Genomic DNA, 26900 nt, shown 5'->3' with positions numbered 1-26900 from the left:
TATTCGGTGAGTCTTAAAATGTAAGGTTTACTTCCCGCGTTCGCGCCGCAAGGCGATGCCGACCGCCAGCGGCAAGGCGTAGATGAAGGTCTGCGGATCGACCTTGCAATGCCGCCCCAGCAGCGACGGCGAGACTTCCTGCCGGTGCAGCACGCGGTGCAGCAGGTCGGCGACGAAACTGCGGCGCAGGCGGCGCACGCTGGCGAGGTTGGCCCGCCGCTGCGGCGCCGACAGGTCGAACAGGCGCGACAGCGCGCGCTGGAACTTCATTTCGTGGTGCAGCCGCAACAGCGACGTCTTGCTGCCCCAGCCGGAGCCGGAGAAGATGTTGACGCCGGCGCCGTAGACGCACTCGCAGCGCGCCGAAAACGCGATGCGGCTGGTGCGCTGGCTCAGCTCCAGCCAGAACAGATAATCCTCGCCGGCGTAGACGAATTCCTCGCGAAAACGCAAGGTCGACAGCGGCGCGTGGCGGTACACCACGGTCGAGGTGCCGATGATGTTGCCGCTCAGGATCTGGTCGAACATGTCGCCCCGGTAGGCGTACAGCTCGTCGGCGCCGGCCAGCGCCGGGTGCTGCGCCGGATCGATGCGGCCGGCGCGGCGGAAGGCGCTGACCGTCTGGTTCAGCTGGTAGTGGTCGGAAAAATAGAAATCGTTGCCCTCCCCCAGCGCCGCCAGCGCGCGTTGCAGGTGTTCCGGTATCCATTCGTCGTCGGAATCGAGGAAGGCGACGAAGTCGGTGCCGGCCGGCAGCGCGCGCAGTCCGGTGTTACGGGCGGCGGCGGGACCGGCGTTGGGACGTTCGATGATGACGATGCGTTCCGGCTCGTCCGCCAGCAGCCCGGCCAGCTCGCCGCGCGCGGGCACCGGCGAGGCGTCGTCGACGATGATGATGGTCAGCCGGTGTTCGCCGCGCTGGGCCAGCGCCGAGACGACCGCCTTGCGCAGGATGCCCTCCTGCCGCTGGTAGTACGGGATGATCACGGCCACCGTCGGCAAGGCGCTTGCGTTCCCGTCAACTTCGACGTTCATGTTTTTCTCCGTTGCGGGATGCGCGGCGCGGGCAGCAGACGCCGCGCCGTCAGCCACAGGTCGCTCAGCAGGGGCATCGGGTCGCGCCAGCTGTGGACGAAATACCGGGTGCTTGGCCGGACGAAGTCGAGCAGGTAACCCGCCACCTCGGCCAGCGGGCCGGCCGGCGGCACATAGCCATCGCTGGGTTTGCGGGTCAGCACGCGCCACAGGCGCTTGGTCTCGGGCACCATGAAGCGGGCGCGCAGGCCGGCCACGTAGGGCGCTTGCGCCACCGGCCGGTTCAGGCCCAGCAATTGATAGGCGTACCACGGAAACGCCGCGCCGGCCTGGCAGGCCAGCGGCAGGCTGCCCCAGAAGCGGCCGTTGATCTCCATCAGCGCGGCACGCCCGGTGGCCGGGTCGTAGCGGTATTCGACCATCGCCACGCCCTCCCAGTCGAGCGCGCGCAACAGCGCGACCGATTGTGCCATCAGGGCCGTGTGTTGATCCGGCGGCAGCGATACGCACAGCGTCGAGACGCCGCCTTCGGGCGGCCATTCGTGCACGCGGCGGTGCTGGAACAGGCAGTGCGCCTGGCCGTCGCGCATCAGCACGAACTGGCCGAGGCCGTAACCGGCGCAGAATTCCTGCACCATCGGATAGATGCCGACCGCCTCGTAGCGGCGCAGGCCAGCCATCAGTTCATCGGCGTCGGCGCAGTAGCGCAGCTTGTCGAGCGACAGGCCGGCGCGGCGCAACGGCTGCATGGCGCCGTTCGGATCGGCCCACTTGAGGATGACCGGATAGCGCAGCCCCGGCGCGGCGGCGGCGGCCTCCTCCAGCGACGCCGGATGCAGCGTGCGCGGCACGTGGATGCCCACCGCCGTGGCGGCCGCGTAGGTCTGGTCCTTGTGCAGCACCCGCTCCATGCGCGCCGTGTCGGCAAACATCAGGCGGTAGCCGTCCAGCTGCGCCCGCTCCAGGTTGAGCGCGCCGATGTCGGTTTCGGAAATCGCGAACAGGCAGGCGGGACCGATCTCCGAGGAGAGCTGGCGCAGTTGCTGCACCAGGCCGGCGGCGCCGCCGCCGGGACGTATCAGGCCGCGGGTCAGGTAACGCGAGCGCAGGCCCAGGCCCGACGCGCTGTGGGCGATGCCGATCACCGGCACGCCGCGCCGGCCCAGGTCGCGGATGATGGCCAGCCCGATCGGGGTGTCGATGCCCAGCACCACCGCCGGTATCAAAGCCTCAGCCATGGGGCACTCCCGCCACCGGCACCTGCCGGCTTGATCTGTCAAAGATGCGCGCCAGCAGCTTGCGGATCGCGTGCCGCCAGTGATGGCGCTGCTGTTCGGTCAGGCTGCCCAGCACGGCGATGGTGGCGAAGGTGGCCAGCATGGTGGCGGCGTAGAACCACGGCCGGCCCGGGTCGCCATCGATCAGCGCGGCGTAGAACTGCATCAAGGGCTGGTGCAAAATATAAGCGCTGAACGTATAGGCCGCCAGCGGACGGATCACCGGTTCGATCATGCGCAGGGGACGTGCGGCGATGTCCGCCAGCGCCCGCATGCCGGCGAAGTTGGCCAGCACGATCAGCGCCAGCAGATAGTCGGTGATGAAGAACTTGGAGAACGCCATCTGGTGGTGCAGATCGGCGCCGATCAGCCGCAACAGCAGGTTCGAGCCCGCTTCGGTCATGCCGTAGTGGTGGAACAGCCAGTACGCGGGCCACGAGGCGGCGAACAGCAGCGCGCCGGGCAGCGGCTTGAGCGTGCGCAGCCATTGCCAACGGAACAGGACGACGCCGGCCACCCACACCGGCGCCAGCAGCAAGATCTTGGGGCCGAGCAGCAGCATGACGGCGCCGGCCAGCAGCACGCGGGTGCGGCCGGCCGTGAAGGTGGCGATGGCGAACAGCACGTAATACCAGAACTCGTAGCACAGCGACCAGTACGGCACATTGGAGAACGACATGATGGACACCAGCCACACCTCGTTGAGGAAGGTCAGGCTGGTCAGGATGCGCAGCCAGGCCAGGCCGTAGGTGGTGGTGCCGCCGGTGTAGAACTGCGGCGCCATGGCCTCGCCCGCCATATCCAGCAGCGGCGTCAGCAGCACCACCGGCAGCGCCAGCGAGTAAAACCGCGACAGCCGGCTGGCCCAGTAGGACAGCGGCGTGTTCTCGCGCTCGGAGGTGATGTAGGCGATCACGTAGCCCGACAGCACGAAGAAGACGATCACGGCCGCATGGCCGTGGTTGCTGAACGGCAGCTTCTCGGTGGTCAGCAGACGGAAATTGGAGTGGTAGACGATCACCGCCAGCGCGGCGAGGACGCGCACCAGATCAAGATAGATGGAAAAGCCCCGGTTCATGCGACGCTCCCGCTGCGGTCGGATACGCCGGCGGTGCGCCGGATCGCCGCGAGCTCGTTGGCGCTGGCGGCCACATCGGCAGGCTCACGCTTTGTCAACTGCGGCACCGCGCGCTGCAGACCGCGCACCGCTTGCCGCACCCGGGCGAAGCACTGGTCGAAATAGGCGTCGCTCAAGGTGAACGGGTCGTGCAGGTGCGGCATCGGTCGCGTGCACCACAGGCCCAGCAGCACCACCTCGACATCGGTGCGCGGGCCCAGCCGACGACGCAGCTCGCGCGCCTGGCGCACTTCCATGACCAGGAACAGGTCGCCAGGCTGGACATCGAAATCGGTCAGGTCGATGGCGCGGTGGGCGCTCATGTCGTAGCCGTGGCGGCGCGCGGCGCGCAGCGCGCTGTCGGGCGAGGCCGAGCCGGTATGGGTCGACAGGCCGGCCGAGGCCACCGTCATGCCCAGCCGCGCGGCCACCTGTTCGGCGAAGGCGCTGCGGCAGATGTTGCCCAGGCAGATGAACACGGCGCGGCGCACCTTGTGCGGATGGCGCAGCCGGAAGCCGGACAACCGTCCGCAGGCGAGCTCGATCCGGGCCAGCCAGGCGCGCACCAGGCCGCGCCAGGTGCCGTGCCGGCGGTTGATGGCCTCGGCCAGCGGCGCGAACGGACGGCGCCAGTTCATGCCGCACCCGCGCTCTGGCGCGCCAATGCCCAATGGCCGTAGCGGTCGTACAACACCTGGGTCGCCATGCGGCACACGCTTTGCCACGGCGCGCCGCTGAGCAAATGATTTTCCGCTTGTTGCGGCGCCAATGGCAGGCTGGCGGCGGCGGCCAGGCCGCTGGCCTGATACAGGTCGCCGTTGGCCGCCAGATAGCCGCACAGGCGCCGCAGCCGCTCCTGGTTGACGCCGTGCCGGCGCAAGGTCCGGTAATCGGCGCCCCGGCTTTGCACGTATTCGAAAGGATGGGTCAGGATCACCACCAGCTCCATGCCGGCCCGGCGCGCCCGTTCCAGCAGGGTGCGCGTCTCGGCGAAGCTGGTGCCCGAGATCGACAGCGTCTTCAGATGCGGACGGCGCAGGCGCCAGTCGCTGAAGGTCAGCACCGGGCACTCCAGCACGCCGTGGCGAGGATGGCGGCCGCCATATAAACGGTAGCGCGGATCGCCGCTGTCGTAGATCGCCAGCCCGATATTGGAACTGTAAGGGATGCCGGCGGCGGCGATCGCGCGGTACAGGCCGCTGTCGTGCTGCAGGCTGGCGCTGCGGAACACCTGCGGCGGCGCCAGTCCCCATTCGCGGAACGTTTCCTGGCCCTGGCGCAGCAACTCCAGGGTCGAGGCCTCGTCGCGCCCGGCGAAATCGTCCTGGCGCGGCTCGCGCCGGACCCGCTCGGCCCAGTCGTCGTGCTGGAACACCGCCCAGCAGGGATGGGCGTGCAGTTGCAGTTCGTGGCCGGCGGCGGCGATGCGCTGCGCCAGCGGCCGCATCGGATCGTCGCGGAAATAGTGGCGCTGCAAGGTCTCGATGAAAAACGTCGCGGTGATGCCGTTGCGGGCGAAGCAGTCGAGCATGAAGTCGAGGCCCTGCGAGCGGCCGTCGACGTCGCAGCGGACCATCTGCGCGCCGACCGGCCGCAGCGCGGGGTCGGCGAAGGCGCCGGCGATGCTGAACTCGGTATCGATGGTCAGGCAGACGCGCATGGCATCAGTTCCGGCTTTGATGTTGCTGGTACCACTGCTCCAGCATCAGCAGCACCCACACCATGGTGCCGTGGTAGCCGGCGTGCTCGCGCACGTGATGGCCGAGCAGTTTGTCGATGAACTCGCCGCGCACGACGCCGCGCCGGCGCAGCGATTGCAGGCTATCGCCGGCCAGCTGGTTCAGGCGCGGATACTGCTGCATCCAGACCCCGAACGGCAGGCCGAAGCCGTGCTTTTCCTTGTGGATGATTTCCCGCGGCAGGAAGTCGTCGAGCGCCTGCTTGAAGAAGTAGCGCAACTGGCTGCCATTGAGCTTTTGGCGCGGCGTCAGGCGCGCCGAGAACGCCACCATCGATTCGCTCAGGAACGGGAACGCGGCCTCGACGCCGGCCAGCGCGCAGGCGCCGCGCACCTTCGGCAGGTCGTTGTCGGCCAGTGTGATTTTCAGGTCCAGCGCCAGCATGCGGTTGATCAGGCTGCCGGCGTCGCTCTGGCCGTAGGAGGCCGCCAGCTCGTCCAGCGGACGCCCGGTGTTGGCGCCGGCCAGCAGGCCGGGCTCGAACACCTCGGCGGCGCCATAGCGGTTGAGCAGATTATAGGTTTCCAGCCGGGCCGGCATCGGCACCGAGGCCTGCTCGACGTAGCTGCGCGCCTTGCGCAGCAGCGCCACGCGGTCGGCGCCGGGGAAATGGTTGAGCGCCGGCTCCAGCAATCCCTCGCGCAGCAGCGCCGGCACTTTCTGGTATAGCGCGAACACTTGCTGGCGGGCGTAGCGCTCGTTGCCGCCGAACAGTTCGTCGCCGCCGTCGCCGCCTATCATGCGCGTGACGCCATCGGCCGCCGCCATGTGCGCGCAGTAATACGCGGGCACGGCCGAGGCGTTGCCGAACGGCTGGTCGAAGGCCTTCGCCATGCGCGGGATGATGTCGACGACGTCGTCGGCCGTGACATAGTATTCGTGGTGGTCGGTGCCGAAATGGCGCGACGCCAGGCGGGCGTAGGACATCTCGTCGTAGCCGTCGGCCGAGAAGCCGATCGAATACGTTTGCGCCGGGGCGCCGGCGGTCTCGCACAGGATGCCGGCCAGGGTGGAGCTGTCGGTGCCGCCGCTGAGGAAGGCGCCGACCTTGCCGCCGGCCGCGCCGCCGACACTCTCGCGCACGCTGTCGCGCAGCACCTGGCGGAATTCCTCCTTCAATTGCGGGAACGGCGCGTCGACCCGCTCGTCGAAACGCATGCGCCAGTAGGTGTGCGACTCGATCCGTCCCTGGCGGTAATGCAGGCAGCTGCCCGGCAACAGCCGTTGCTGGTGGCGGTAGATGCCGCCCGGGGCCGGGATCATGTGGAAGAACACATAGTTGTACAAACCCTGCGGATCGATTTCGGCCGGCGTCAGCGGGTGGCGGCGCAGCGCCTGGGCCGAGCTGGCGAACAGCAGCGTCTCGCCCTGCTGTTGATACAGCAGCGGGAAGCTGCCCATGTGATCGGTGGCCAGCAAGGCCTCGCCGGCGCGCTCGTCGACGACCGCCAGCGCGAAGGCGCCGGTCAGCGCCTCGCACAACGCCAGCGCGCCCTGCGCGCGCCACAGTTCGGCCCAGGCCGGGCCGGGAATGGTATCGGCGCCACCGCGCAGCCTGGCCTCGCCCCGCAGCATGAAGCGCACGCCGTCGGCCTCGTAGCATTGCACGCCGGCGCCGGCCATGGCGCTGGCCGCGCCCACCATGATTTGCGGCGGCTGGCCGTCGACGCCCACCAGCGGCGCGGCCATGGCCTCGGCCAGTTCACGGTTGGCGCCGGCGTCGCGGCCCTGCCCTATCCACCCACAGATTCCACTCATGAAGCCGCTCCATCGCGATCTTGTTGTCCCACCAGTACTTCCAGCGCCGACGGATGGCTGAGGAAGCCGCCCGGGCTCGCACTCAATCCATAGGCGCCCGATTGCAGCACGGCCACCAGGTCGCCCGGACCGGCGGCGGCCAGCTCCATGCGGTCCGCCAGCAGGTCCAGCGGCGTGCACAACGGGCCGACCACGGACACCGTCTCGCGCGCTTCGCCGTGGACGCGGTTGCCGATCACCACCGGATAATTCTTGCGGATGACCTGGCCGAAATTACCCGAGGCGGACAGGTGATGATGCAGGCCGCCGTCGGTGACCAGGAATACCTGGCCGCGCGAGACTTTGCGCTCGATCACGCGGCTGACATAGACGCCGGCCTCGCCGACCAGATAGCGGCCCAGCTCGATGACGATCTGTGCCTCCGGCAACGCGCGCCGCACGTCGGGCAGCAAAAGCGCCAAGTTGGCGCCGACCGCCGCCACGTCCAGCCGCTGCTCGCCGGGGAAATACGGAATGCCGAAGCCGCCGCCGATGTTCAGCAGCCGCATCGGACGCGGCGCGAATTCGGCCAGCCGCATCGCCAGCGCCAGCGTTTGCTGGTGGGCTTCCTGCAGCGCCGCCGCCTTCAGGTTCTGCGATCCGCTGAAGATATGCAGGCCATGCCAGTCGACCGGCATCGCCGCCAGCCGCTGCAGCAAGGCCGGCACCAGCTCGGCGTCGATGCCGAACTGGCGGGCGCCGCCGCCCATGCGCATGCCGGACGACTTGAGTTCGAAATCGGGATTGACGCGCAGCGCCACCTGCGGACGGATGTCGAGGCCAAGGCCGATCGCGGCGATGCGATCGAGCTCGGCCTCCGATTCGACGTTGATGATCACGCCGGCCGCCACCGCGCAGGACAATTCGCCGTCGCCCTTGCCGGGGCCGGCGAAGCTGATGTCGGCCGGCGCCACGCCGGTGTCGAGCGCCACGCGCAGCTCGTTGCCGGAGGCAACGTCGATGCCGTCGACCAGGCCGGCCAGGTGCTGCACCACGGCCGGCATCGGATTGGCCTTCATCGCATAATGCAGCTGCACGCCTGGCGGCAATGCCGCGCGCAGCTCGGCCACGCGGCGCGTGATGGCGTGGCGGTCATAGGCGTAGAACGGTGTCCGGCCCAGTCGCGCGGCCAGGCGCGTCAGCGGCACGCCGCCCACTTGCAGGCAGTCGTCGCGCACGGGGAATTGCTCCAGCGGCGCGTGGACCGGCGCTTGGCCCGCGGGGTGGCTCAGTTTGTCGCTCATACCGCCGCTGCCGTGAAGCTGGCCAGATATTGCGTGCTGAGCAGCTTGCGGTCGATCTTGCCGTTGGCGTTGCGCGGCAGGCTGGCGTCGGCCAGGATGATTTTATGCGGCAACATGTAATTGGGCAGGTGCGGCTTGAGCGCGGCCAGCAGGCGCGCCTCGTCGAGCACGCGTCCGTCGCGCACCGCGACCACCACCACGATCGCCTGGCCCAGCACCGGATGCGGCACGCCCAGCGCGGCCGCCTCGGCCACCTCGCCCTGCGCGTACAGCACCGCCTCCACCTCGCCCGGACTGACCCGGTAGCCGGAGGTCTTGATCATCTCGTCCGCGCGGCTGATGAAATACAGGAAACCGTCCTCGTCGCGGCGCACCGTGTCGCCCGACCACACCGCCATCTCCGGCAGCATCAGGCCCGTCAGCGGCGAACGGTAGGGTTTGAAACGCTCGGCGGTGCGGGCGGCGTCGTTCCAGTAGCCGAGCGAGACCAGCGGTCCCCGGTGCACCAGTTCGCCCGGCTCGCCGGGCGCGCATTCGCTGCCGTCCGGGCGCAGCACCAGCACCTCGGCGTTGGGGATGGCCTTGCCCATCGAATCGGGACGGCGGTCCAGCTCGGACGGCGGCAGGAAGGTCGAGCGGAACGCCTCGGTCAGGCCGTACATCAGATAAGGTTTGGCCGCCGGCAGCTTGGCGCGTAACTGGTCGAGCGTGGCGCGCGGCATGGCGCCGCCGGAATTGGTGAGGTAGCGCAAGGTGCACACCGTCGGCCAGTCGAGCGCGGCCAGCTGTATCCACAGCGGCGGCACGCCGGCCAGGCCGGTGATGCGCTCGGCGATCACGGCGGTGAGCACGTCGCGCGGCAGCAAGTGGTTGATCAGCACGGCGCAGGCGCCGCTGAGGAAGGCGGTGGTGAGCTGGCTCAAGCCGTAGTCGAAGCTGAGCGGCAGCACGGCCAGGATGCGGTCGTCGGCCGTGTTGCCCAGATAACCGGCGACGCTGGCCGCCCCGGCCACCAAGTTGCGGTGCGACAGCACCACGCCCTTGGGCTGGCCGGTGCTGCCGGAGGTATACAGAATGGCGGCGACATCGGAATCGGTGATGCGGCGGGCCGGCAAAGCGGCGGTGTCGGTGTTGACCCCGGTCGCGTCGGCGTCGGCCAGCGCCGCCTCCCAGTCGAGCACCTTGATCTGGCCGATATCGGCGACGGTGGCCGCCGCCCGCGCCGCGCCCAGCGCCAGCACCGTGTGCAGGCTGTCGCAGCCCCCCAGGCTGGGCGCCAACTGGCGCAGCCGGTCGGCGCTGGTGACCAGCACGCGCACGTCGCAGTCGCGCAGGATGTAGGCGACCTGCTCGGGTTTCAACAAAGGATTGACGGGAACGAACACCATGCCGGCCGCCGCGGCGCCGAACAGCGCCGCGACATGCTCGATGTTCTTTTCCATGTAGACGGCGACCCGCTCGCCGCGCCGCGCGCCACGCGCCCGCAGCGCCGCGCAAGTGCGCTTGGTCAGGGTGACGAGTTGCGCGTAGGTGAGGCGCCGGGCGCCGTCGACCAACGCTTCGGAAGCGGGTGCGCGCTCGGCCGAGGAGAAAATAAAATCGTGCACCAGATAGCTCGTAGCACAGCCCATATCACCCTCTCTTGCAGGTTTTTTTCAGGTTTTTTACCGATTGTCCGGCCCCGGCCGGCAGGTCGAATGATGATATCAGAATGGCACGCAGATTAGCATTTTAATATTCAATTACAACGAAAACAACACAATATGACATCGTTCGTTATTAATAGTGCATCGGCTAATCAGGAGCGCTATACTCGAAAAATGTCTAAATGGTAACGGCGGGGCGAACGTAGAGTCGCCTCCAATCTTACCGGCCGGGGAGTAGCTGAACATGTTGAATGTCAACCAGGATGTCGGTTTCCAGCCGGCCGTTGGCGGCGCGCAAGCCGCGTCCGCACCACCACCGCCGGCCTCGCCGATTCCGCTCGCGCCCGTGCTGTCCGCCGCCTCCTTCCTGCACCAAGGGCATCCCGCCGTGCGCTCCATCGTCGACGCCGGGCCGGCGCGGCTGGTCACCAGCGGCCGCGTCGCCATCGCGCTGGCGCTGAGGGAAATGGCGGTTGGCGCCGGCGACGAGGTGCTGGTGCCGGCCTACCATTGCGCCTCGATGATCGAGCCGGTGATCTGGTCGGGGGCGCTGCCGGTGTTCTACCGCATCCTGCGCAACACCGAGATCGACCTCGAGGATCTGGCGCGCCGGGTCACGCCGCGTACCAAGGTGTTGATGGCCACCAACTACTTCGGCTTCCCCCAACCGCTGGACAAGCTGCGGGCGTTTTGCGACGGCCACGGCATCAAGCTGCTGGAGGACTGCGCGCATTCCTTCCTGGGCGAATACCAGGGCAAGCCGTTGGGCTCGTTCGGCGACTACGCCATCGCCAGCAGCATGAAATTCCTGCCTATCTATGAAGGCGGCTGCCTGGTGTCGGCGCGCCATGCGCTCGACGGCGTGAGGCTGCGCTCGGCCGGCGCCGGTTTCGAGGCCAAGGTCGCCATCAACGCGCTGGAGGAAGGTTGCCAGTACCGCCGCCTCGGCCTGCTGCGCCACCTGCTGGCGCTGCCGATGGCGCTCAAGAACGCGCTGTGGCAACGCATGAAGGCGCGCAATCCGGCGCGCGCGCAACCGCTGTCGCCCGGTTCGTCGGAAGGCGGCTTCAGTTTCGATCCCGCCTGGCTGGACAAGCGCTCGTCGCTCTATTCGCGCCTGATGCTGCGGCTGGTGTCGCGGCGCCGCATGGGCGCCCTGCGCCGGCGCCACTATGTAAGACTGCAGGCCGCGCTGGCCGACCTGCCCGGCTGCCGACCGCTGTTCCCGGCCTTGCCGGACAATGTCTACCCGTGGGTGTTTCCGTTGTGGGTGGCGCAGCCAAGGCAGGTGTTCGCGGCGCTCAAGCGCGGCGCCGTGCCGGTCCTGCGCTTCGGTGAGTTCCTGTGGCCGGACGCCGGCGCCGCCGTGTGCGACGCCAGCGTCGAGTTGTCGCGCCACGTGATGCAGTTTCCCTGTCACCAGGAATTGCGCGACGACGAGCTGGAATGGATGATCGTGCAAATCCGGACGGCGTTGACGGCGGGAGCGCAGGCATGAGCTGGTCGCTGGTGCCGGCCGCCCGCTTCGCCGACCACGCCGCCACCTGGGCCGGTCTGAACATCGCCGGACCGGCCGCGCCGCTGCTGTCGCCCGAGTTCGTGCAACCGCTGTTGAAGGAGTTCGGCAGCGGCAATGAGTGGCTGGCCATGTGGCGCCAGGACAACGAGGTGGTGGTCATGACCATCGTCTGCCCGCGCCGCGCCGGTGTCTGGGAAACCTTCCAACCGTCGCAAGCGCCCGTCACCTTGTGGCTGGAGCGGCCGGGCGCGCTGGCGCCGCAGGATTTGCCGCGCCTGCTCGACGCGCTGATCCGCACCCTGCCCGGCGGCGCCCTGCTGCTGGGCATGACCCAGTGCGATCCGGCCGTCACCCGGCAACCGGAGGACGGCGACCGCATCACCGTGCTGCCCTATCTGGACACCGCCCGCGTGGCGCTGCAGGGCGAGTTCGCCGATTATTGGAACGGGCGCGGCAAGAACCTGCGCGCCAACATGAAGAAGCAACGTGCCAAACTGCTCAAGGAAGGCATCGCCACGCGCATGGAGGTGACGCGCGAGGCCGAGGGCATGGCCGCCGCCGTGGCCGACTTCGGCCGGCTCGAAAGCGCCGGCTGGAAAGCCAAGGAAGGCACCTCGGTGCACCTCGACAACGCGCAAGGCCGGTTCTACCGCGCCATGCTCGAAGGCATGGCCAAACGCGGCGACGCCGCCGTCTACCGCTACTGGTTCGACGACCGCCTGGTCGCGGTGAACCTGTGCGTCGAAGGCGGCGACAGCGTCATCATTCTGAAAACGACCTACGACGAATCGCTCGGCAGCCAGTACAGCCCGGCGTTTCTACTGCTGGAGGAACTTTGTCAGCATTTGTTTGCGCTACGTCGTTTCAAGGGACTTGAATTCTATGGCAAGGTGATGGAGTGGCACCGCCGCTGGAGCGACGAAGTGCGCACGCTGTACCACGTCAACAGTTACCGCTGGTCCGGACTACGCCGCCTGCATCACGCATGGCAGCGGCGCGCCGAGAACCGCAACCTGGCGGCGGCCACCCCGGCCGCGACCGCCGAACAACCAATGGAGTAGCATCAAATGCAACTGGAATCCGTCAAAACCATCCTTGGCGACGTACTGAGCCTGGGTCCGTCCGCACAAGCGCTCACGCGCGACTCGGCTTTGCTGGGCAGCATCCCGGAGCTCGACTCGATGGCGGTGGTGCAACTGCTGGCCGCGCTGGAGGAGCATTACGGCTTCACCATCGAGGACGACGACATCAGCGCCCACACCTTCGCCACCGTCGGCAGCCTGACCGACTTCGTCACCGACAAGATTGCAGCATGAACGACGTGGCGCCCGAAGCGTTCTTTCTGCCGGCGGATACCGCGGCCGGCGGGCAGCGCTATTGCCTGTACCAGCCGGCGGCCGGCGCCTGCCGTGGCGCCCTGGTGTACGTACCGCCGTTCGCCGAGGAAATGAACAAATCGCGCCGCATGGCCGCCCTGCTGGCGCTGGAACTGGCGCGGCAAGGCATCGCCACCTTGCGCATCGACCTGCACGGCTGCGGCGACAGCAGTGGCGATTTCGCCGACGCGCGCTGGGAAAGCTGGCGCGACGATGTCGGCCTCGCCAGCGCCTGGCTGGAACGGCGCAGCGGCCACCGGCCCGCGCTGCTGGGACTGCGCCTGGGCGCGCTGCTGGCGATGGACTACGCGGCCAACACGCCGGAAGCCGAGGCGCCGCGTCAACTGATCCTTTGGCAACCGGTGCTGGACGGCGCCACCTTCCTCACGCAATTCCTGCGCCTGCGCATGGCCGGCGCGATGATGAGCTCGACCGGCGCGGCTGACAATTCCACCGCCGCCCTGCGCACGCTGCTGGCGGCCGGCCAGTCGCTCGAAGTCGCCGGCTACGAACTGTCGCCGGAACTGGCGCTTGCCATGGACGGCCTGAAACTGGCGCCGCTCGGCCGCGCCGGCTGCGCGCTGCACTGGTTCGACGTCGGCCAGCCGGAACGCGCGCCGTCGCCCGCCACGGACAAGGCGCAGGCGGCGCTGCGCGAGCGCGGCGTCGAGGTCGGCGTGACCCGGATCGACGGTCCCGCCTTCTGGGGCAGCCAGGAAATCGCCGCCTGCCAGCCGCTGCTGGAGGCGACCGCCGCGCTGGCCCCGTGGTTCGCGATGGAGAGCGCCGATGCGTTATGAGGAACAAGCCGTGGCCTTCCGCTGCGGCGGCGAACAATTGTACGGCGTGCTGAGCTTGCCGGAACAGCCATCGCCGCGCGGCGTGCTGATCATCGTCGGCGGCCCGCAGTACCGCGCCGGCAGCCACCGCCAGTTCACCCTGCTGGCGCGCACGCTGGCGGCGCGCGGCATCCCGGTGCAACGCTTCGACTACCGGGGCATGGGCGACAGCGAAGGCGCGCAGCGCGACTTCAACGATGTCGAACTCGACGTGCGCGCGGCCGTCGACCATTTCATGGCTACGGTGCCCGGCATGCGCGAGGTGGTGCTGTGGGGCCTGTGCGACGGCGCCTCGGCGGCGCTGTTTTACGCCAGCCAGGACGCCCGCGTGCACGGCCTGGTGCTGCTCAACCCGTGGGTGCGCACCGAAGCGGGCGCGGCCCGTACCACGCTCAAGCATTATTACCGTGGCCGCCTGCTGCAGGGCGAACTGTGGCGCAAGCTGTTCAGCGGCCGGTTCGACGCCGGCGCCGCCTGGCGCTCGCTGCGTCAACTGCTGGCCGCCAGCGGCGCCAAGCCAGCGGCCGGCGCCGACAACACGCCGGCGGACCTGCCCTCGCGCATGCTGGCGGGCTGGTCGCGCTTCAAGGGGCCGGTGCTGCTGATACTGAGTGGCGCCGACCTGACGGCGAAGGAATTCACCGACCTGGCCGGCGCCTCGCCCGCATGGCAAAGCCTGCTCGCGCGGACCGGCACCACGCGACATGAACTCGACGAGGCCGACCATACTTTTTCGCGTCGCGTATGGCGCGACCAGGTCGCCGACTGGACTGCAAACTGGGTGCACACATGGTAGAGACGGCAACGTCCAAAAAAGTGCTGATGATCGCCTTCCACTATCCGCCGATGCGCGGCAGCAGCGGCATTCAACGCACGCTGAAGTTCTCGCAATACCTGCCGGAATGGGGCTGGAAGCCGGTGCTGTTGTCGGCGCACCCGCGCGCCTACAGCAATCCGGGCGACGACCAGATGGGCGAAATCCCCGCCGACGTGCCGGTGTGCCGCGCCTTCGCGCTCGACACCGCGCGCCACCTGTCGCTGCGCGGCCGCTACTCCAGCCTGATGGCGCTGCCCGACCGCTGGGTCTCGTGGCTGCTGGGCGCGGTCCCGGCCGGGCTGCGGCTGATCCGGCGCCACCGTCCGCAAGTGCTGTGGTCGACCTACCCGATCGCCACCGCCCACCTGATCGCCTACGTGCTGCAGCGCCTCTCGGGCCTGCCGTGGGTGGCCGACCTGCGCGACCCGATGACCGATGTCGGCTATCCGGAAAATCCGCTCACGCGCAAGGTCTACCTGTGGATAGAACGCCGCACGGTCGAGCGCTGCACGGTGGCCGTGTGCACCACCCCGGGCGCGATCCAGACCTACCGGCAACGCTTTCCGCACCTTCCCGCCGAGCGCTTCCGCCTGGTAGAGAACGGCTACGACGAGGAGAATTTCCTCGACGCGCAGCGCGATGACGGCGCCGCCAGCGCGCCCTCGCCGTCCGCCGGCCGGCCGCTGGTGCTGCTGCACAGCGGCGTCATCTACCCTTCCGAGCGCGACCCGGCACCCTTGTTCGCCGCCATGGCCGCGCTGCGGCGCCAGGGCCTGATCGGCCCTGACACGCTGAAACTGGTGCTGCGCGCCACCGGTCATGACGCCTTCCTGGCCGGATTGCTGGCGACCTACGGACTGAACGACATGGTGGACATCGCGCCGCACCAGCCCTACCGCGCCGCGCTGGCGGAAATGCTCACCGTCGACGCGTTGCTGATACTGCAGGCGTCCAACTGCAACCACCAGATTCCCGCCAAACTGTACGAATATTTGCGCGCCAGCCGCCCGATCCTGGCGCTGACCGACGCCGGCGGCGACACCGCCGCCACCCTGCGCGCGTCCGGCATCGACACGATCGCCGCGCTCGACTCCGAGGAGGACATCATGCAAGCACTACCGCGTTTCCTGTCGCTGGTCCGCGAAGGCAAGGCGCCGTTGCCGCCCGCCGCCGTGGTCGCCGCCCATTCCCGCCACGCGCGCAGCGCCGTGCTGGCCAAGTTGCTCGACGATGTGGCCGGCGCCCCGGTGGCGTACAAGGCCGGTGCGGCGGCGGCATGAGGCCCGCACCTTCCGCCTTGCCGCATCTGTTGCTGGCGGCAATCGTGCTGGCCGGCATGGCGGCGCCATCCCAGGCCGCGCCGAAGAAGCTGTGCGGACAGATCGCCAACTCCTTCGGCCCGTTCGACTACAACGATCCGGCCAATGTCCAGAATATCGCCATGGTCGAGCCGCACCACTTTCCCGAGGAGGTGGAACTGGGCATACGCGGCGCCACCGGCCCGCTGGGCAGCGACATCGACTACACCTTGCGCGCCATCCCCAACCACCCGCGCGCGCTGGCGACGATGGCGCGCGTGGGCGTGCGCGACAAGGTCACGCAGCTGCCGGGCGCCCAGTTCCCGGTCGAATGCTATTTCGTGCGGGCGATGGAATTCCAGCCGGCCGACCCGGCCGTGCGCGCCACCTACGCCACCTACCTGATGGCCTTGGGTAAGCTCGACATGGCGCGCGACCAGTTGCGCGAGGCGGTGGCGCTGGCGCCGGAAGACCCGACCTATAACTACAACCTCGGCTTGGTGTACTACAAGACCAAGCAATTCAAGGAAGCCAATGAATACGCGCACAAGGCCTATGCGCTCGGCTTTCCTCTGCCAGGCCTCAAGCAGCTACTTGTGACGGCCGGAAAATGGCAGGATCCGGCGCCATGAACGAGACCGCCGCCGGCCACGTTGGCGGCGGAACGGCCGCCGATCCGGCCGGCGGCTCGGCGCGCCAGCCCTCGGTCGGCGCCGCGCGCGTCGTGCTGTGGCGCCTGCTGGCGCTGATACCGCTGGCGCTGCTGACGGCGCTGCTGCCGCACTATCCGTTCTGGCCGCTGGCGGCCACGCTGGCGGTAGCCGCCTACGCGGCGCTGCTGTGGTGGCGCCCGTCGCTGTGGCTGCTGCTGGTGCCGGCCGCGCTGCCGTGGCTGGACCTGAGCACCTGGACCGGCTGGTTCTACGTCGATGAATTCGATCTGATGCTGCTGGCCACGGCGGCGGTCGGCTACTGGCGGCTGGCGCCGTGCCACCGCGCCGGCAAGCTTCCCACCGCCGCCAAGCTGTTGCTGGCCGCCGTGTCCGCCGCCACCGCCATCGCGGCGGTGCGCGGCCTGCTGCCGCCGCCCCCGCTGGACCTGAACACCTTCGCCAGCTACAACAGCCATTACAACAGCCTGCGCGTGGCCAAGGGGCTGGCGTGGGCGCTGGTGCTGTTGCCGCTGCTGACCCGCAGCGTGGGTCCGGAACTGTCCCGGCTGCGCACCCTGCTGGTGCCGGGCATGCTGCTCGGCTTGTTCTGCACGGCGCTGATCCAAGGGTGGGAGCGCTGGTTGTTTCCCGGCCTGCTCAATTTTTCCAGCGACTACCGGCCGACCGCGTCGTTCTCGGCCATGCACACCGGCGGCGCCGCGCTCGACGCCTTCCTGGCGCTGAGCTTCCCGTTCGTGGCCTGCTGGCTGCTGGGCAAGGCCCTGCGCTGGCAGCTGGGCGCCGCGCTGGCGCTGCTGCTGATGGGCCTGTTCACCGGCTTCACCACCTTCTCGCGCGACGTCTGGCTGGCGTATGCCGGCTCCGGCATCGTGATCGGCTGCCTGGTCCTCGGTCCGCGACTGGCCGCCGGCAAGCTGCGGCCGGGCGTGCTGGCGGCGGTGGCGGTGTTGCTCGCCGTGATCAGCGTTTTGCTGATGCGATCGTTCGCCACAGGCGGCTACCGCACGCTCGGCGCCTTGCTCATATTGCTGGGCGCAACCTTGCTGACCGGCGGGCTGCCGCGCGCCGCCGGCCGCGTGCTGCAGCCGCGCTACCTGTTGTGGGCCGGCGCGGCCACCGCCGCCTTGCTGTTGCTGGACCTGGCCCTGTTCATCGCGCTGCGCAAGCTCTCGGTGCCGGGCTGGTCGAAGGCGCCCTACCTGTCGCTGGCGGCGGCGGCCTGCGCCGCCGGGCTGGCTGGCGTCGCCGCGCTGGCCGGTCCGCGCGCCTGGCGCCACCAAGCCACGGCGCTGACGCTGGGCACCTATCCAGCCCTCGCGATCGCCTGCCTGTTGGTGGCGCGCCACTGGGGCGGCATGCCGGCCGCGCTGGACGCGGCCTGGGTGGTCGGACTGAGCGGGGTGATATGCGTCATGGGCCTGCTGTTCCACCAGCCCCTGTGGCACATCGGCCGCGCCAGCGTGACCTTCGGCGCGGGCGCGGCGGCGCTATTGGCGATGGCCATTCCGGTGCTGGGCAGCTCCTACATGGGCGAGCGCATGAGCACAGTCGCGCAGGATTGGGAGCGGCGCACCCGCCACTGGGACGAGGCCCTGCACATGATGCCGGACGACTGGGCGAGCACGCTGCTCGGCGCGGGGCTGGGGAGCTATCCGCGCACTTATTATTGGGGCAACGCGCTGGGCATCCGCCCGGGGAGTTTCCGCTACGAGACCGACCTCGTCGGCAACAACTACCTGCGTCTTGCCGCCCCGGTCCATCCACGCGGCTACAGCGAAGTGCTGCGCCACATACAGCACGTGCGGCTCGAACCGAATACCAACTATCGGATCTCGCTGGACGTCAAGCGCAGCGATCCCAAGGCCGTCGTGTGGATGGCGGTGTGCGAGCGGTGGCTGCTCTATCCGCAGACGTGCGTGTCGCCCGGGTTCAAGATGGGCCCGGCTGACGACCGCTGGCAACACTTCGAGATGGACTTTTACAGTGCGGGCATGGGCCAGCGGCAAGGCTTGTTGGCGCGGATACCGGGTGCGCGGGCGCCGGTGCAACTTGAACTGGCCAGCGGCGACCAGGGCGGCATGGTCGACATCGACAATGTGAGCGTGCGCGCGCGGGATGGCGGTCCGGAGTTGTTGCGCAACGGGGATTTTACGGCTGGACAGGCCGGGTGGTTCTTCACCAGCGACCGCGATCACTTGCCTTGGCATATCAAGAATTTTTACGTCCACACGTATTTCGAGCAGGGCTGGCTGGGAGCGGTGGCGATGGGGTTGCTGCTGGTTTACGCGGCGGGACGGATGGCGGGGAGCGCTTGGCATGGGCGGGTGGACGCGGCGGTGTTCCTGGCGGCGTTGACCGGGGCGTTGCTGGTGGGCGGGTTCGATAGCCTGTTCGATGTGCCGAAGGTGCAGTTGTTATTCTTCCTGGTGCTGGCTGCGGGGTTGATGCGGCCGCGCCGGAGGATTTTGAATCACCTTGGAGACACGTAAGGCGGATTACGTAATCATCGAGGTCATCGTGATCGACGAATCAACAAATCAAGCGAAGTTGTACTGCATGTTGATGTGGGCGATGCCCGCTTCGAAGAACTCGTCGCCTTCGATCGTGAAGCCGTGGCGCTGGTAGAACGGGGCGGCGTGCGTCTGCGAGCTGAGCACGACTTGCCGGTCGCCGCGCGCCTTCGCCTGCGCCATCAGCGTTTGCAGCAACGCGCCGCCGACACCGGTGCCGCGCCCGCTCTTGCGCACCGCCATGCGGCCGATGTGGCCGTCCGGCAGCAACCGTCCGGTGCCGATCGGCGTGCCGGCGGCGTCATAGGCGACGGCGTGCAGACAGACCGCGTCCATGTCGTCCATTTCCAGCTCGGCAGGTACTTTTTGTTCTTCGACGAAGACTTCAAAACGGATGATCTTGGCGTCCTCCTTCAGGACGCTCCAGTCTCCGCAACGGATTTCGTATTGTGCGTGGTCGGTCATACCGATGGCATCTGGTTGGTCAAGCCTGGATTGTCGCATGCGAGATGCTGTTCGAGGAAGTCCACGAACACCCGCACCTTGGCCGAGCTGGCCAGCCGCTGCGGGTAGACCGCCCAGACATTGGCTTCCTGCGTGTACGCCGGCAATATCTGCACCAGCTGCCCACGGTCCAGATACGCCTGCGCATCCCAGCGCGAGCGCAGCACGATGCCGGCGCCGGCCACCGCCCATTGCAGCGCGATCTCGCCATGGTTGGTCGACAGCGGGCCATTCACCTTGACCACGCCCTCTTCCTCCGCGCTGCGCAGGCGCCAAACGCCGAACGGCAAATCGCGCTCCTTGATCGGCAGGCAATCGTGGTCCTCCAGCTCGCGCAGGGTTTCCGGCGTCCCACGCCGCGCCAGATAGGCGGGTGACGCGCACAGGATGCGGTAATTGGTCATCAGCCGCCGCGCGATCAGTTGAGGGGCGATCTCGTCGCCGATGCGGACGTCGATGTCGAAACCTTCGCTGACGATGTCGACCAGACGGTCGAACACCTCCAGCCGCACTTGCAGTTCCGGATGGTCGGCCGCCAGCCTGGCGATCGCCGGCGCGACGACGTTGCGCCCGAAGCCGAAGCTGCTGCTGACGCGCAGCTGTCCACGGGGCACGCCCTGTCGTTCGGCGACCTCGTCGAACAGGCTGTCCAGGCCGGCCAGTATCGTCAGCGCGCGCGCGTAGACCTGCTCACCATCGTCGCTGACCACCACCCGGCGCGTGGTGCGGTGGAACAGGCGCACGCCCAGCGCCTCCTCCAGCATGCCGATGCGCTTGCTGACATAGGCCGGCGACATGCCCAACTCCTCGGCGGCGGCGACAAAGCTGGCCTTGCGCACGACGGTGGCAAACACACGAAGGTCGTTGTTTTCGATATTTTTATTCACGGTCATTATTCAAACCAATTATTCACGAATCGTGTTTTATGAGATCACAATTGGACACATTTTAAACCTGACTCGGCGCGTTATGCTGGCACTCATCGGAAACAGAGGGGAAACCGCATGAAAACGCACAAGATCGCAGTCATCGCCGGCGACGGCATCGGCAAGGAAGTCATGCCCGAGGGCATACGGGTAGTCGAGGCGGCCGCGAAGCGCTTCGAGATCGGCATCGAATGGACCACCTTCGAATGGGCCAGCTGCGACTACTACGTTCAGCATGGAAAGATGATGCCGGACGACTGGTTCGACCAGCTCAAGGGTTTCGACGCGATTTTCTTCGGCGCCGTGGGCTGGCCTGAGACGGTGCCGGACCATATCTCGCTGTGGGGCTCGCTGCTGAAGTTCCGCCGCCAGTTCGATCAATATGTGAACCTGCGGCCGGTGCGGCTGATGCCCGGCGTGCCTTGTCCGCTGGCGAACAAGAAACCGGGCGACATCGATTTCTATATCGTCCGTGAAAATACCGAGGGCGAGTATTCCTCCGTCGGCGGGAAGATGTTTGAGGGCACCGAGCGCGAATTCGTGTTGCAGGAGTCGGTGTTTACGCGCACCGGCGTGGATCGCGTGCTCAAGTATGCTTTCGAGTTGGCGCAGAGCCGGCCGAAGAAGCACTTGACGTCGGCCACCAAGTCGAACGGCATTTCCATCAGCATGCCTTATTGGGACGAGCGCTTTGCGGCCATGGGCGAGGCTTATCCGGAGATCCGGCGCGACCAGTACCATATCGATATTTTGTGCGCGCGTTTTGTGCTGTCGCCGGAGCGCTTCGATGTGGTGGTGGCGTCCAATCTGTTCGGGGACATCTTGTCGGATCTGGGACCGGCGTGCACCGGGACGATCGGCATCGCGCCGTCGGCGAATCTGAATCCGGAGCGGACGTGGCCGTCGTTGTTCGAGCCGGTGCATGGTTCGGCGCCGGATATTTATGGGAAGAATATCGCCAATCCGGTGGCCATGATCTGGTCGGGCGCGATGATGCTGGACTTTTTGGGTGGTGGCGAGGGCAAGTACCGGGCGGCGCATGATGCGATTGTCGCGGCGATCGAGGCGTGTATCCAGGATGGTGCGAGGACGCCGGATTTGGGTGGCACGGCGGATACCACCGAGGCGGGTAAGGCGATCGCGGCGGCGTTGGAATGATTTGTTGGGTCGCGGGCGGCGCGTGGCGGATTACGCTTCGCTAATCCGCCCTACGTGTCTCCGCGATTGACCACAGGCCAACGTATTCTCGCGTTCCACGTAGGGCGGATTAGGCGGAACGCCGTAATCCGCCATGTTTGCACGCCAGCGGCGCGTCCGTGGCCGATTCCCGTGCCAACCGACTTACTTGGCGGCGATGACGCCGCAGGCCAGCCGCGCGCCGGAATTGCCGGTCGGCTGCGTGACCATGTCGTCCGGCGCCGCGTGAACGATCACCGAACGCGCGACCGCGTTGGCAGGGTTGCCGTCGGTCAGATTAATTTGGGTCAGCGGCACCTTCACATCCAGCTCGGCCACGCCCTTGTCGTTCGCGTTGAGGTTGCCGAAGTCGCCGCCGTGGTGCATCGGCTTGGCCGGATCGCCATGCTGCGTCGTCGACGGGTTGAAGTGCCCGCCGGCGCTGGTGCCGTCCGGCGCCGAGCAATCGCCCTTCTCATGGATGTGGAAGCCGTGCAAGCCGGGCGTCAGTCCTTCGATGCGCGCCTTGACGCGCAGGCTGTCCGCCGTTTGTTCGAAACGCACCGTGCCGGTGACCTTGTTGCCGGCGGTCGCCGCCAGCGGCGCCTCGGCGCTGGTGGTCGCGGCGAAGGCGGTCGATGCCGCCATCAGGGACAAACTCATCATGCAGCTCATTAAGGCGATCTTCTTCATATATTTCCTATCTTCAAGAGAGTGTTTCGGGTACGTCAAGCAAGGTCTAGGCTACGCCGGTTTGGTCACTTCGACAACAGTAGTAATGTATGGTGCGTGAAACAATTCACCATCAAACCAGCTTGACCAGCTGCTTGCCGAAATTACGCCCTTCCAGCAGGCCGATGAAGGCCTCCGGCGCGGACGCCAGCCCCTGCGCGACCGATTCACGGTACTTGATCTTGCAACCTCCGACCAGCGCGCCCAACTCCTTCAAGCCCTGCGACCAAAACTCCATGTGCTCGGTGATGATGAAGCCGCGCAAGGTCAAGCGGTTGATCAGCAACAGGCGCGAGTTCTTGATCGACAGGTCGGCGCCGGCAAAACCGGCGATGATGCCGCACAGCGCGATCCGCGCGAAGGCGTTGGTGCGCGCCAGCGACGCGTCCAGCACGGCGCCGCTGACGTTCTCGAAGATGCCGTCGACGCCATCGGGCGTGGCCGCCTCCAGATCCTTTTCCAGGTTGCCGGCCTTGTAATCGACGCAGGCATCGAAGCCCAGCTCATCGACCACATACGCGCACTTGTCGGCGCCGCCGGCGATGCCGACCGCGCGGCAGCCGCGCAGCTTGGCCAACTGTCCAACCACGCTGCCGACGGCGCCGCTGGCGGCCGAGACCACGATCGTCTCGCCCGGCTTGGATGCCATGATCTGGTTGAAGCCGTACCACGCCGCCATGCCGGGCATGCCGACCGCGCCGAGGTAGGCCGATAGCGGAATACCGGAAGTATCGAGCTTGCGCAGCATGACGCCGTCGGAGACGCCCATCTCGCTCCAGCCGAGCACGCCACCGACGAAGTCGCCGGCACGATAACGGTCGTTGCGCGACGCCAGCACCTGGCCGACGGTGCCGCCGATCATGGTTTCATCGAGCGCCTGGCAATCGGCATAGCTTTTGGACGCGCTCATGCGCCCGCGCATGTACGGGTCCAGCGACAGATAGTGATTGCGTATCAAAACCTGGCCGTCGGCCAGTTCCGGCACCGGCACGGTCTCCAGACGGAAGTTCTCGGGCAGCACCGGCCCGCGCGGACGCGAAGCCAGGACGATGCGTTGGTAAGTCGAAGGAATATCCATTCAGACCTCGTAGTCCATGCATTGGCGCTGATCGCGCACAGCGCCAAAGAAAGGCTTGATCGCGACGTGGTCCGGGTGTTCCTGATACGCGTCCAGCGCGGCCTTGTCGGTGAACTCGGAATACAAAATCACATCGTAGGTCGCCTCCAGGCCGGGCTGCGCCAGCGCCGCCTCGAACTTCAGGATACCCGGCACCAGATCGGCGCAGCCGTCGAGCATCGCCTTCATCTTCGCGGCGTTGGTGGCACGGTCGCCACCCTCGGCGTGTTCTTTCAGTTTCCACATCACGATGTGTTTCAGCATTTTTATTCCTGGTTAAAACCACGCGTCTTGCATATCGAGCGTGGTGGTGTCCACGCTGGCCAGCAGCTCGAGCTGCTGCGCCACCTTCGGCAGCTCCCAGCGGTAAAAGAAGCGGCAAGCCTGCAACTTGCCGCGATAAAAGTTGACATCCAAGTCGACATCTGCGACGTTGGCGTCGGCGAGCGCGCGCGCCGCCAGCAACGCCTGCTGGAGCCAGATCCACGCCAGCACGACGTGGCCGACCGCCTCCAGATACAGGCTGGCGTTGGCCAGCGTTTTGTTCATGTCGCCGACAGCATACAGGCTCTGCGTTACTTGTTCCACCCTCTGCCATGCGGTGTCGAGGGCGTCGGCATGCGCCAGCAGTTCGGCGGCGATGTCGTTGGCCGCTTCGGCCGATAGCTGGGCGCTGGCGGCGTTGACCGCGCCCGGAGCGCCCACGCCGCCGCGCACCTTGCGCACCGTCCGCCGCAACTCGGCGCCGAAGGCCTTGAACAGCGCGCCGTCCTGCGTCGCGACTTTTCGTCCCAGCAAGTCCAGGCCGTGGATGCCGTGCGTGCCTTCGTGGATGGCGTTGAGGCGGTTGTCGCGGTAAAACTGTTCGACGTTGTATTCGCGCGTGTAGCCGTAGCCGCCGTGTACCTGGATCGCCAGGCTGTTGGCCTCGACGCACCACTGCGACGGCCACGACTTGGTGACCGGCGTGAGGAAATCGAGCAAGCGTCCGGCGTGCTCGCGCGCCTCCGGCGTTTCGGCGGTGCGCTGCTCGTCGACCAGGCGCGAGCAATACAACACCAGACCCAGCGCGCCTTCGACGTAAGCCTTCTGCGCCAGCAGCATGCGGCGCACGTCGGTGTGTTCGATGATGGCCAGCTGCGGTTGGGCCGGGTCCTTCTGCGCCGGATGGCGGCCTTGCGGACGGTTGCGCGCGTAGTCCAGCGCGTGCAGATAGCCGGTGTAGCCGAGCACGGCCGCGCCGAGGCCGACGCAGATGCGCGCGTCGTTCATCATGTGGAACATATTGGCCAGCCCCTGGTGGGCGGTGCCGACCAGATAGCCGACCGCCCCGCCCTTGCCCATCGGCTTGAACTTGCCCTCGCCGAAGTTGAGCAGGCAATTGGTGGCGCCTCGATTGCCCATCTTGTGGTTCAGGCCGGCCAGCACGACGTCGTTGCGCTCGCCCTGGCTGCCATCGTCGTTGACCAGGAACTTGGGCACGATGAACAGCGAGATGCCTTTGACGCCCGGAATCAGCTTGCCGTTGGGGCCGGGGATCTTGGCCAGCACCAGGTGGACGATGTTGTCCGACAGCTCGTGCTCGCCAGCCGTGATCCACATCTTGTTGCCGCTGAGCCGGTACTGGCGTTCGCCGTCCACGCCGTCGACCGGATCGGGCTCGGCGCGGGTGGTGATGTCCGACAGGCTGGAACCGGCCTGCGGCTCGGACAGGCACATGGTGCCGAAGTAGCGGCCGGCAAACATCGGATCGGCAAAGCGCCGCACCTGCTCCGGCGTGCCGCACTTGAGCAAGGTGCCAGCGTTGCTGGTGGTCAGGAAGGTGTAGGCCGTGGTGCTGACGTTGGCGGCGGTGAAATAGCACGCCAGCGTCTTCTCCACGACGCACGGCAGCTGCATGCCGCCGCGCTCGTAGTCCTGGCCGGACGCCATCAGGCCGGCCGCCGAGTAGGCGTCCAGCGCCACCTTCACCTCGGGAATCATGCTGACGTTCAGGCAGTGCTCGCCGGGCACCGCGTGCGGCTCCTGGTTGTCGCTTTTCTTGTTGTGCGGCGCGAACAGGTCGGCCGCCAGCTGTTCGGCCGTGTCGATCGCGGCGTCGAAGGTTTCACGGTTGTGGTCCTGGAACCGTTCGCGCGTGGTCAGCGATTCCACGTCCAGCCATTCGTACAGCATGAAGTCGATGTCGCGGCGCGACAGCAGTTTCGATTGCATGGGCTTAGACCACTTCGAACAGGCCGGCCGCGCCCTGGCCGCCGCCGATGCACATCGTCACCACCACGTATTTGACGCCGCGCCGCTTGCCTTCCAGCAGCGCGTGGCCGGTCAGGCGCGCGCCCGACACGCCGTAGGGATGGCCGACGGCGATCGCGCCGCCGTTGACGTTGAGCCGGTCCATCGGAATGCCCAGCTTGTCCGCGCAATACAGCACCTGCACGGCGAACGCCTCGTTCAATTCCCACAGGCCGATGTCCTCGACCTTCAGGCCGGCTTTCTTGAGCAGCTTGGGAATCGCGAACACGGGGCCGATGCCCATCTCGTCCGGCTCGCAGCCGGCCACGGCGAAGCCGCGGAAAATGCCCAGCGGCGCCAGGCCCTTGGCGGCGGCGGTCTGCGCGCTCATGACGATGGCCATCGAGCCGCCGTCGGAGAACTGGCTGGCGTTGCCGGCGCTGATGACCCCGCCCGGCACGGCGCTGCGGATCTTGGCCACGCCCTCGTAGGTGGTGTCGGCGCGGATGCCTTCGTCGGCCGAGATCGTCACTTCCCGGCTCAGCAGCATGCCGGATTCCTTGTCGGCCACGCCCATCACCGTGGTCATCGGCACGATCTCGGCGTCGAACAGCCCGGCGGCCTGGGCGGCGGCGGCGCGCTGCTGGCTTTGCACGCCGTAGTGATCCTGGCGCTCGCGGCTGATGTTGTAGCGCTTGGCGACGGTCTCGGCCGTCTGCAGCATCGGCCAGTACAGTTCCGGCTTGTGCTCGGACAGCCACACTTCCTTGTACATGTGGGTATTCATTTCCTGCTGCACGCAGGAGATCGACTCGACGCCGCCGGCGGCGTAGATGTCGCCCTCGCCGGCGATGATGCGTTGCGCCGCCGTGGCGATGGTTTGCAATCCGGACGAGCAGAAGCGGTTGATGGTCATGCCGGCGGTGGTCACCGGGCAGCCGCCGCGCAGCGCGATCTGGCGCGCGATGTTGCCGCCGGTGGCGCCTTCCGGGTTGGCGCAGCCGACCAGCACATCCTCGACCTCGCCGGGCTCGATGCCGGCGCGGGCGATGGCCGCCCGCAGCACATGGCCGCCCAGGGTGGCGCCGTGCGTCATGTTGAACGCGCCCTTCCACGATTTGGCAAGCCCGGTGCGGGCGGTCGAAACGATGACGGCATCTATCATGGAAATCTCCTGTGGTTTATTTTAGTCGGGCCAGAATAGCATATTTAGTACGACCGTTCTTAATTCAATTTGTCAGTTTCGCGTAAGTTTGGAGCAAGCATGACGTAAGGTTCGGCGGCCACACTGCATTCAAGCTGACGGAGTAATAACTATCGCGGCT

General features: G+C 67.3%; 24 protein-coding genes. 9 read left to right on the top strand and 15 right to left on the bottom strand.

The genetic code is table 11. The features are described 5' to 3' along the window. Window positions 1-27 precede the first annotated feature (27 nt). The 8 genes from MRBLMU1_RS29200 to MRBLMU1_RS29165 are packed head-to-tail and all read right to left on the bottom strand — an operon-like array spanning window position 28 to window position 9840. The gene (locus MRBLMU1_RS29200) at window positions 28-1035 is read right to left on the bottom strand and encodes a glycosyltransferase family 2 protein (protein WP_363509475.1); all 1008 of its coding nucleotides are present in this window, start codon (window positions 1033-1035) and stop codon (window positions 28-30) included. Next, window positions 1032-2273, bottom strand: a complete 1242-nt coding sequence (locus MRBLMU1_RS29195) for a hypothetical protein (RefSeq protein ID WP_363509473.1) — start codon at window positions 2271-2273, stop codon at window positions 1032-1034. Before MRBLMU1_RS29195 ends, MRBLMU1_RS29200 begins: the two co-directional genes overlap by 4 nt. Next, window positions 2266-3390, bottom strand: a complete 1125-nt coding sequence (locus tag MRBLMU1_RS29190; RefSeq protein ID WP_363509471.1) for an acyltransferase family protein — start codon at window positions 3388-3390, stop codon at window positions 2266-2268. The genes MRBLMU1_RS29195 and MRBLMU1_RS29190 overlap by 8 nt, the downstream gene beginning before the upstream one ends. Continuing rightward, the gene (locus MRBLMU1_RS29185; RefSeq protein WP_363509469.1) at window positions 3387-4067 is read right to left on the bottom strand and encodes a hypothetical protein; all 681 of its coding nucleotides are present in this window, start codon (window positions 4065-4067) and stop codon (window positions 3387-3389) included. The genes MRBLMU1_RS29190 and MRBLMU1_RS29185 overlap by 4 nt, the downstream gene beginning before the upstream one ends. After that, complete coding sequence (locus MRBLMU1_RS29180; protein ID WP_363509467.1) at window positions 4064-5089, bottom strand: polysaccharide deacetylase family protein; 1026 nt, start codon at window positions 5087-5089, stop codon at window positions 4064-4066. The genes MRBLMU1_RS29185 and MRBLMU1_RS29180 overlap by 4 nt, the downstream gene beginning before the upstream one ends. A gap of 4 nt (window positions 5090-5093) precedes the next feature. After that, the gene (locus tag MRBLMU1_RS29175; RefSeq protein ID WP_363509465.1) at window positions 5094-6926 is read right to left on the bottom strand and encodes an asparagine synthetase B family protein; all 1833 of its coding nucleotides are present in this window, start codon (window positions 6924-6926) and stop codon (window positions 5094-5096) included. Continuing rightward, entirely contained in the window at window positions 6923-8209 is a 1287-nt protein-coding gene (locus MRBLMU1_RS29170) for a pyridoxal-dependent decarboxylase, exosortase A system-associated (RefSeq protein ID WP_363509463.1), read from the bottom strand. The genes MRBLMU1_RS29175 and MRBLMU1_RS29170 overlap by 4 nt, the downstream gene beginning before the upstream one ends. Further along, window positions 8206-9840: an acyl-CoA ligase (AMP-forming), exosortase A system-associated gene (locus MRBLMU1_RS29165; protein ID WP_363509461.1), complete on the bottom strand. Its 1635-nt coding sequence runs from the start codon at window positions 9838-9840 to the stop codon at window positions 8206-8208. The genes MRBLMU1_RS29170 and MRBLMU1_RS29165 overlap by 4 nt, the downstream gene beginning before the upstream one ends. 259 nt (window positions 9841-10099) lie before the next feature. On the opposite strand from MRBLMU1_RS29165, the gene MRBLMU1_RS29160 reads away from it, so the two are divergent. The 8 genes from MRBLMU1_RS29160 to MRBLMU1_RS29125 are packed head-to-tail and all read left to right on the top strand — an operon-like array spanning window position 10100 to window position 18867. Then, the gene (locus MRBLMU1_RS29160; RefSeq protein WP_363509459.1) at window positions 10100-11353 is read left to right on the top strand and encodes an aminotransferase class I/II-fold pyridoxal phosphate-dependent enzyme; all 1254 of its coding nucleotides are present in this window, start codon (window positions 10100-10102) and stop codon (window positions 11351-11353) included. Continuing rightward, window positions 11350-12435: a GNAT family N-acetyltransferase gene (locus MRBLMU1_RS29155; RefSeq protein WP_363509457.1), complete on the top strand. Its 1086-nt coding sequence runs from the start codon at window positions 11350-11352 to the stop codon at window positions 12433-12435. The genes MRBLMU1_RS29160 and MRBLMU1_RS29155 overlap by 4 nt, the downstream gene beginning before the upstream one ends. A 6-nt stretch (window positions 12436-12441) precedes the next feature. Continuing rightward, entirely contained in the window at window positions 12442-12690 is a 249-nt protein-coding gene (locus tag MRBLMU1_RS29150; protein WP_363509455.1) for an acyl carrier protein, read from the top strand. Next, entirely contained in the window at window positions 12687-13550 is an 864-nt protein-coding gene (locus MRBLMU1_RS29145) for a hydrolase 2, exosortase A system-associated (protein WP_363509453.1), read from the top strand. The genes MRBLMU1_RS29150 and MRBLMU1_RS29145 overlap by 4 nt, the downstream gene beginning before the upstream one ends. Then, window positions 13540-14385 (top strand): hydrolase 1, exosortase A system-associated, encoded by an 846-nt coding sequence (locus MRBLMU1_RS29140; protein WP_363509451.1) that lies wholly within the window; start codon window positions 13540-13542, stop codon window positions 14383-14385. Before MRBLMU1_RS29145 ends, MRBLMU1_RS29140 begins: the two co-directional genes overlap by 11 nt. After that, entirely contained in the window at window positions 14379-15686 is a 1308-nt protein-coding gene (locus MRBLMU1_RS29135) for a glycosyltransferase (protein WP_363509450.1), read from the top strand. Before MRBLMU1_RS29140 ends, MRBLMU1_RS29135 begins: the two co-directional genes overlap by 7 nt. Next, window positions 15683-16336 (top strand): tetratricopeptide repeat protein, encoded by a 654-nt coding sequence (locus tag MRBLMU1_RS29130; RefSeq protein WP_363509449.1) that lies wholly within the window; start codon window positions 15683-15685, stop codon window positions 16334-16336. The genes MRBLMU1_RS29135 and MRBLMU1_RS29130 overlap by 4 nt, the downstream gene beginning before the upstream one ends. Continuing rightward, a complete protein-coding gene (locus tag MRBLMU1_RS29125) occupies window positions 16333-18867 on the top strand; it encodes a hypothetical protein (RefSeq protein WP_363509448.1) in 2535 nt (844 codons plus the stop codon). The genes MRBLMU1_RS29130 and MRBLMU1_RS29125 overlap by 4 nt, the downstream gene beginning before the upstream one ends. Window positions 18868-18915: 48 nt before the next feature. Here the strand turns inward: MRBLMU1_RS29125 and MRBLMU1_RS29120 are convergent, their stop codons facing one another. Then, window positions 18916-19353 (bottom strand): GNAT family N-acetyltransferase, encoded by a 438-nt coding sequence (locus MRBLMU1_RS29120; RefSeq protein ID WP_363509446.1) that lies wholly within the window; start codon window positions 19351-19353, stop codon window positions 18916-18918. Continuing rightward, window positions 19350-20279: a LysR substrate-binding domain-containing protein gene (locus tag MRBLMU1_RS29115; protein WP_414646134.1), complete on the bottom strand. Its 930-nt coding sequence runs from the start codon at window positions 20277-20279 to the stop codon at window positions 19350-19352. Before MRBLMU1_RS29115 ends, MRBLMU1_RS29120 begins: the two co-directional genes overlap by 4 nt. Before the next feature lie 117 nt (window positions 20280-20396). On the opposite strand from MRBLMU1_RS29115, the gene MRBLMU1_RS29110 reads away from it, so the two are divergent. Continuing rightward, a complete protein-coding gene (locus MRBLMU1_RS29110) occupies window positions 20397-21476 on the top strand; it encodes a tartrate dehydrogenase (RefSeq protein WP_363509442.1) in 1080 nt (359 codons plus the stop codon). A gap of 183 nt (window positions 21477-21659) precedes the next feature. Here MRBLMU1_RS29110 and MRBLMU1_RS29105 read toward each other — a convergent pair whose 3' ends face one another. The 5 genes from MRBLMU1_RS29105 to MRBLMU1_RS29085 form a co-directional block, all read right to left on the bottom strand. Further along, window positions 21660-22160: a superoxide dismutase family protein gene (locus MRBLMU1_RS29105; RefSeq protein ID WP_363509440.1), complete on the bottom strand. Its 501-nt coding sequence runs from the start codon at window positions 22158-22160 to the stop codon at window positions 21660-21662. Between the two features lie 139 nt (window positions 22161-22299). Continuing rightward, a complete protein-coding gene (locus MRBLMU1_RS29100; RefSeq protein WP_414646127.1) occupies window positions 22300-23304 on the bottom strand; it encodes an NADP-dependent oxidoreductase in 1005 nt (334 codons plus the stop codon). Then, window positions 23305-23607 (bottom strand): Dabb family protein, encoded by a 303-nt coding sequence (locus MRBLMU1_RS29095; RefSeq protein ID WP_315219599.1) that lies wholly within the window; start codon window positions 23605-23607, stop codon window positions 23305-23307. A gap of 12 nt (window positions 23608-23619) precedes the next feature. Next, window positions 23620-25557: an acyl-CoA dehydrogenase gene (locus MRBLMU1_RS29090; RefSeq protein WP_363509438.1), complete on the bottom strand. Its 1938-nt coding sequence runs from the start codon at window positions 25555-25557 to the stop codon at window positions 23620-23622. Between the two features lie 4 nt (window positions 25558-25561). Further along, window positions 25562-26740 (bottom strand): acetyl-CoA C-acyltransferase, encoded by a 1179-nt coding sequence (locus MRBLMU1_RS29085; RefSeq protein ID WP_363509437.1) that lies wholly within the window; start codon window positions 26738-26740, stop codon window positions 25562-25564. Between the last annotated feature and the right edge of the window lie 160 nt (window positions 26741-26900).

It is taken from the genome of Burkholderia sp. LMU1-1-1.1 (assembly GCF_040675865.1).
GTDB lineage: Bacteria > Pseudomonadota > Gammaproteobacteria > Burkholderiales > Burkholderiaceae_D > Rugamonas.
Note: the sequence above shows the minus strand (reverse complement) of the source record. Positions and strands in the feature narration are given on the sequence as shown.

What these genes read in the sequence shown, in the direction of transcription:
- MRBLMU1_RS29200 (WP_363509475.1), bottom strand. Translation starts at nt 1,035, where the DNA reads ATGAACGTCGAAGTTGACGGGAACGCAAGCGCCTTGCCGACGGTGGCC.
- MRBLMU1_RS29195 (WP_363509473.1), bottom strand. Translation starts at nt 2,273, where the DNA reads ATGGCTGAGGCTTTGATACCGGCGGTGGTGCTGGGCATCGACACCCCG.
- MRBLMU1_RS29190 (WP_363509471.1), bottom strand. Translation starts at nt 3,390, where the DNA reads ATGAACCGGGGCTTTTCCATCTATCTTGATCTGGTGCGCGTCCTCGCC.
- MRBLMU1_RS29185 (WP_363509469.1), bottom strand. Translation starts at nt 4,067, where the DNA reads ATGAACTGGCGCCGTCCGTTCGCGCCGCTGGCCGAGGCCATCAACCGC.
- MRBLMU1_RS29180 (WP_363509467.1), bottom strand. Translation starts at nt 5,089, where the DNA reads ATGCGCGTCTGCCTGACCATCGATACCGAGTTCAGCATCGCCGGCGCC.
- MRBLMU1_RS29175 (WP_363509465.1), bottom strand. Translation starts at nt 6,926, where the DNA reads ATGAGTGGAATCTGTGGGTGGATAGGGCAGGGCCGCGACGCCGGCGCC.
- MRBLMU1_RS29170 (WP_363509463.1), bottom strand. Translation starts at nt 8,209, where the DNA reads ATGAGCGACAAACTGAGCCACCCCGCGGGCCAAGCGCCGGTCCACGCG.
- MRBLMU1_RS29165 (WP_363509461.1), bottom strand. Translation starts at nt 9,840, where the DNA reads ATGGGCTGTGCTACGAGCTATCTGGTGCACGATTTTATTTTCTCCTCG.
- MRBLMU1_RS29160 (WP_363509459.1), top strand. Translation starts at nt 10,100, where the DNA reads ATGTTGAATGTCAACCAGGATGTCGGTTTCCAGCCGGCCGTTGGCGGC.
- MRBLMU1_RS29155 (WP_363509457.1), top strand. Translation starts at nt 11,350, where the DNA reads ATGAGCTGGTCGCTGGTGCCGGCCGCCCGCTTCGCCGACCACGCCGCC.
- MRBLMU1_RS29150 (WP_363509455.1), top strand. Translation starts at nt 12,442, where the DNA reads ATGCAACTGGAATCCGTCAAAACCATCCTTGGCGACGTACTGAGCCTG.
- MRBLMU1_RS29145 (WP_363509453.1), top strand. Translation starts at nt 12,687, where the DNA reads ATGAACGACGTGGCGCCCGAAGCGTTCTTTCTGCCGGCGGATACCGCG.
- MRBLMU1_RS29140 (WP_363509451.1), top strand. Translation starts at nt 13,540, where the DNA reads ATGCGTTATGAGGAACAAGCCGTGGCCTTCCGCTGCGGCGGCGAACAA.
- MRBLMU1_RS29135 (WP_363509450.1), top strand. Translation starts at nt 14,379, where the DNA reads ATGGTAGAGACGGCAACGTCCAAAAAAGTGCTGATGATCGCCTTCCAC.
- MRBLMU1_RS29130 (WP_363509449.1), top strand. Translation starts at nt 15,683, where the DNA reads ATGAGGCCCGCACCTTCCGCCTTGCCGCATCTGTTGCTGGCGGCAATC.
- MRBLMU1_RS29125 (WP_363509448.1), top strand. Translation starts at nt 16,333, where the DNA reads ATGAACGAGACCGCCGCCGGCCACGTTGGCGGCGGAACGGCCGCCGAT.
- MRBLMU1_RS29120 (WP_363509446.1), bottom strand. Translation starts at nt 19,353, where the DNA reads ATGACCGACCACGCACAATACGAAATCCGTTGCGGAGACTGGAGCGTC.
- MRBLMU1_RS29110 (WP_363509442.1), top strand. Translation starts at nt 20,397, where the DNA reads ATGAAAACGCACAAGATCGCAGTCATCGCCGGCGACGGCATCGGCAAG.
- MRBLMU1_RS29105 (WP_363509440.1), bottom strand. Translation starts at nt 22,160, where the DNA reads ATGATGAGTTTGTCCCTGATGGCGGCATCGACCGCCTTCGCCGCGACC.
- MRBLMU1_RS29100 (WP_414646127.1), bottom strand. Translation starts at nt 23,304, where the DNA reads ATGGATATTCCTTCGACTTACCAACGCATCGTCCTGGCTTCGCGTCCG.
- MRBLMU1_RS29095 (WP_315219599.1), bottom strand. Translation starts at nt 23,607, where the DNA reads ATGCTGAAACACATCGTGATGTGGAAACTGAAAGAACACGCCGAGGGT.
- MRBLMU1_RS29090 (WP_363509438.1), bottom strand. Translation starts at nt 25,557, where the DNA reads ATGCAATCGAAACTGCTGTCGCGCCGCGACATCGACTTCATGCTGTAC.
- MRBLMU1_RS29085 (WP_363509437.1), bottom strand. Translation starts at nt 26,740, where the DNA reads ATGATAGATGCCGTCATCGTTTCGACCGCCCGCACCGGGCTTGCCAAA.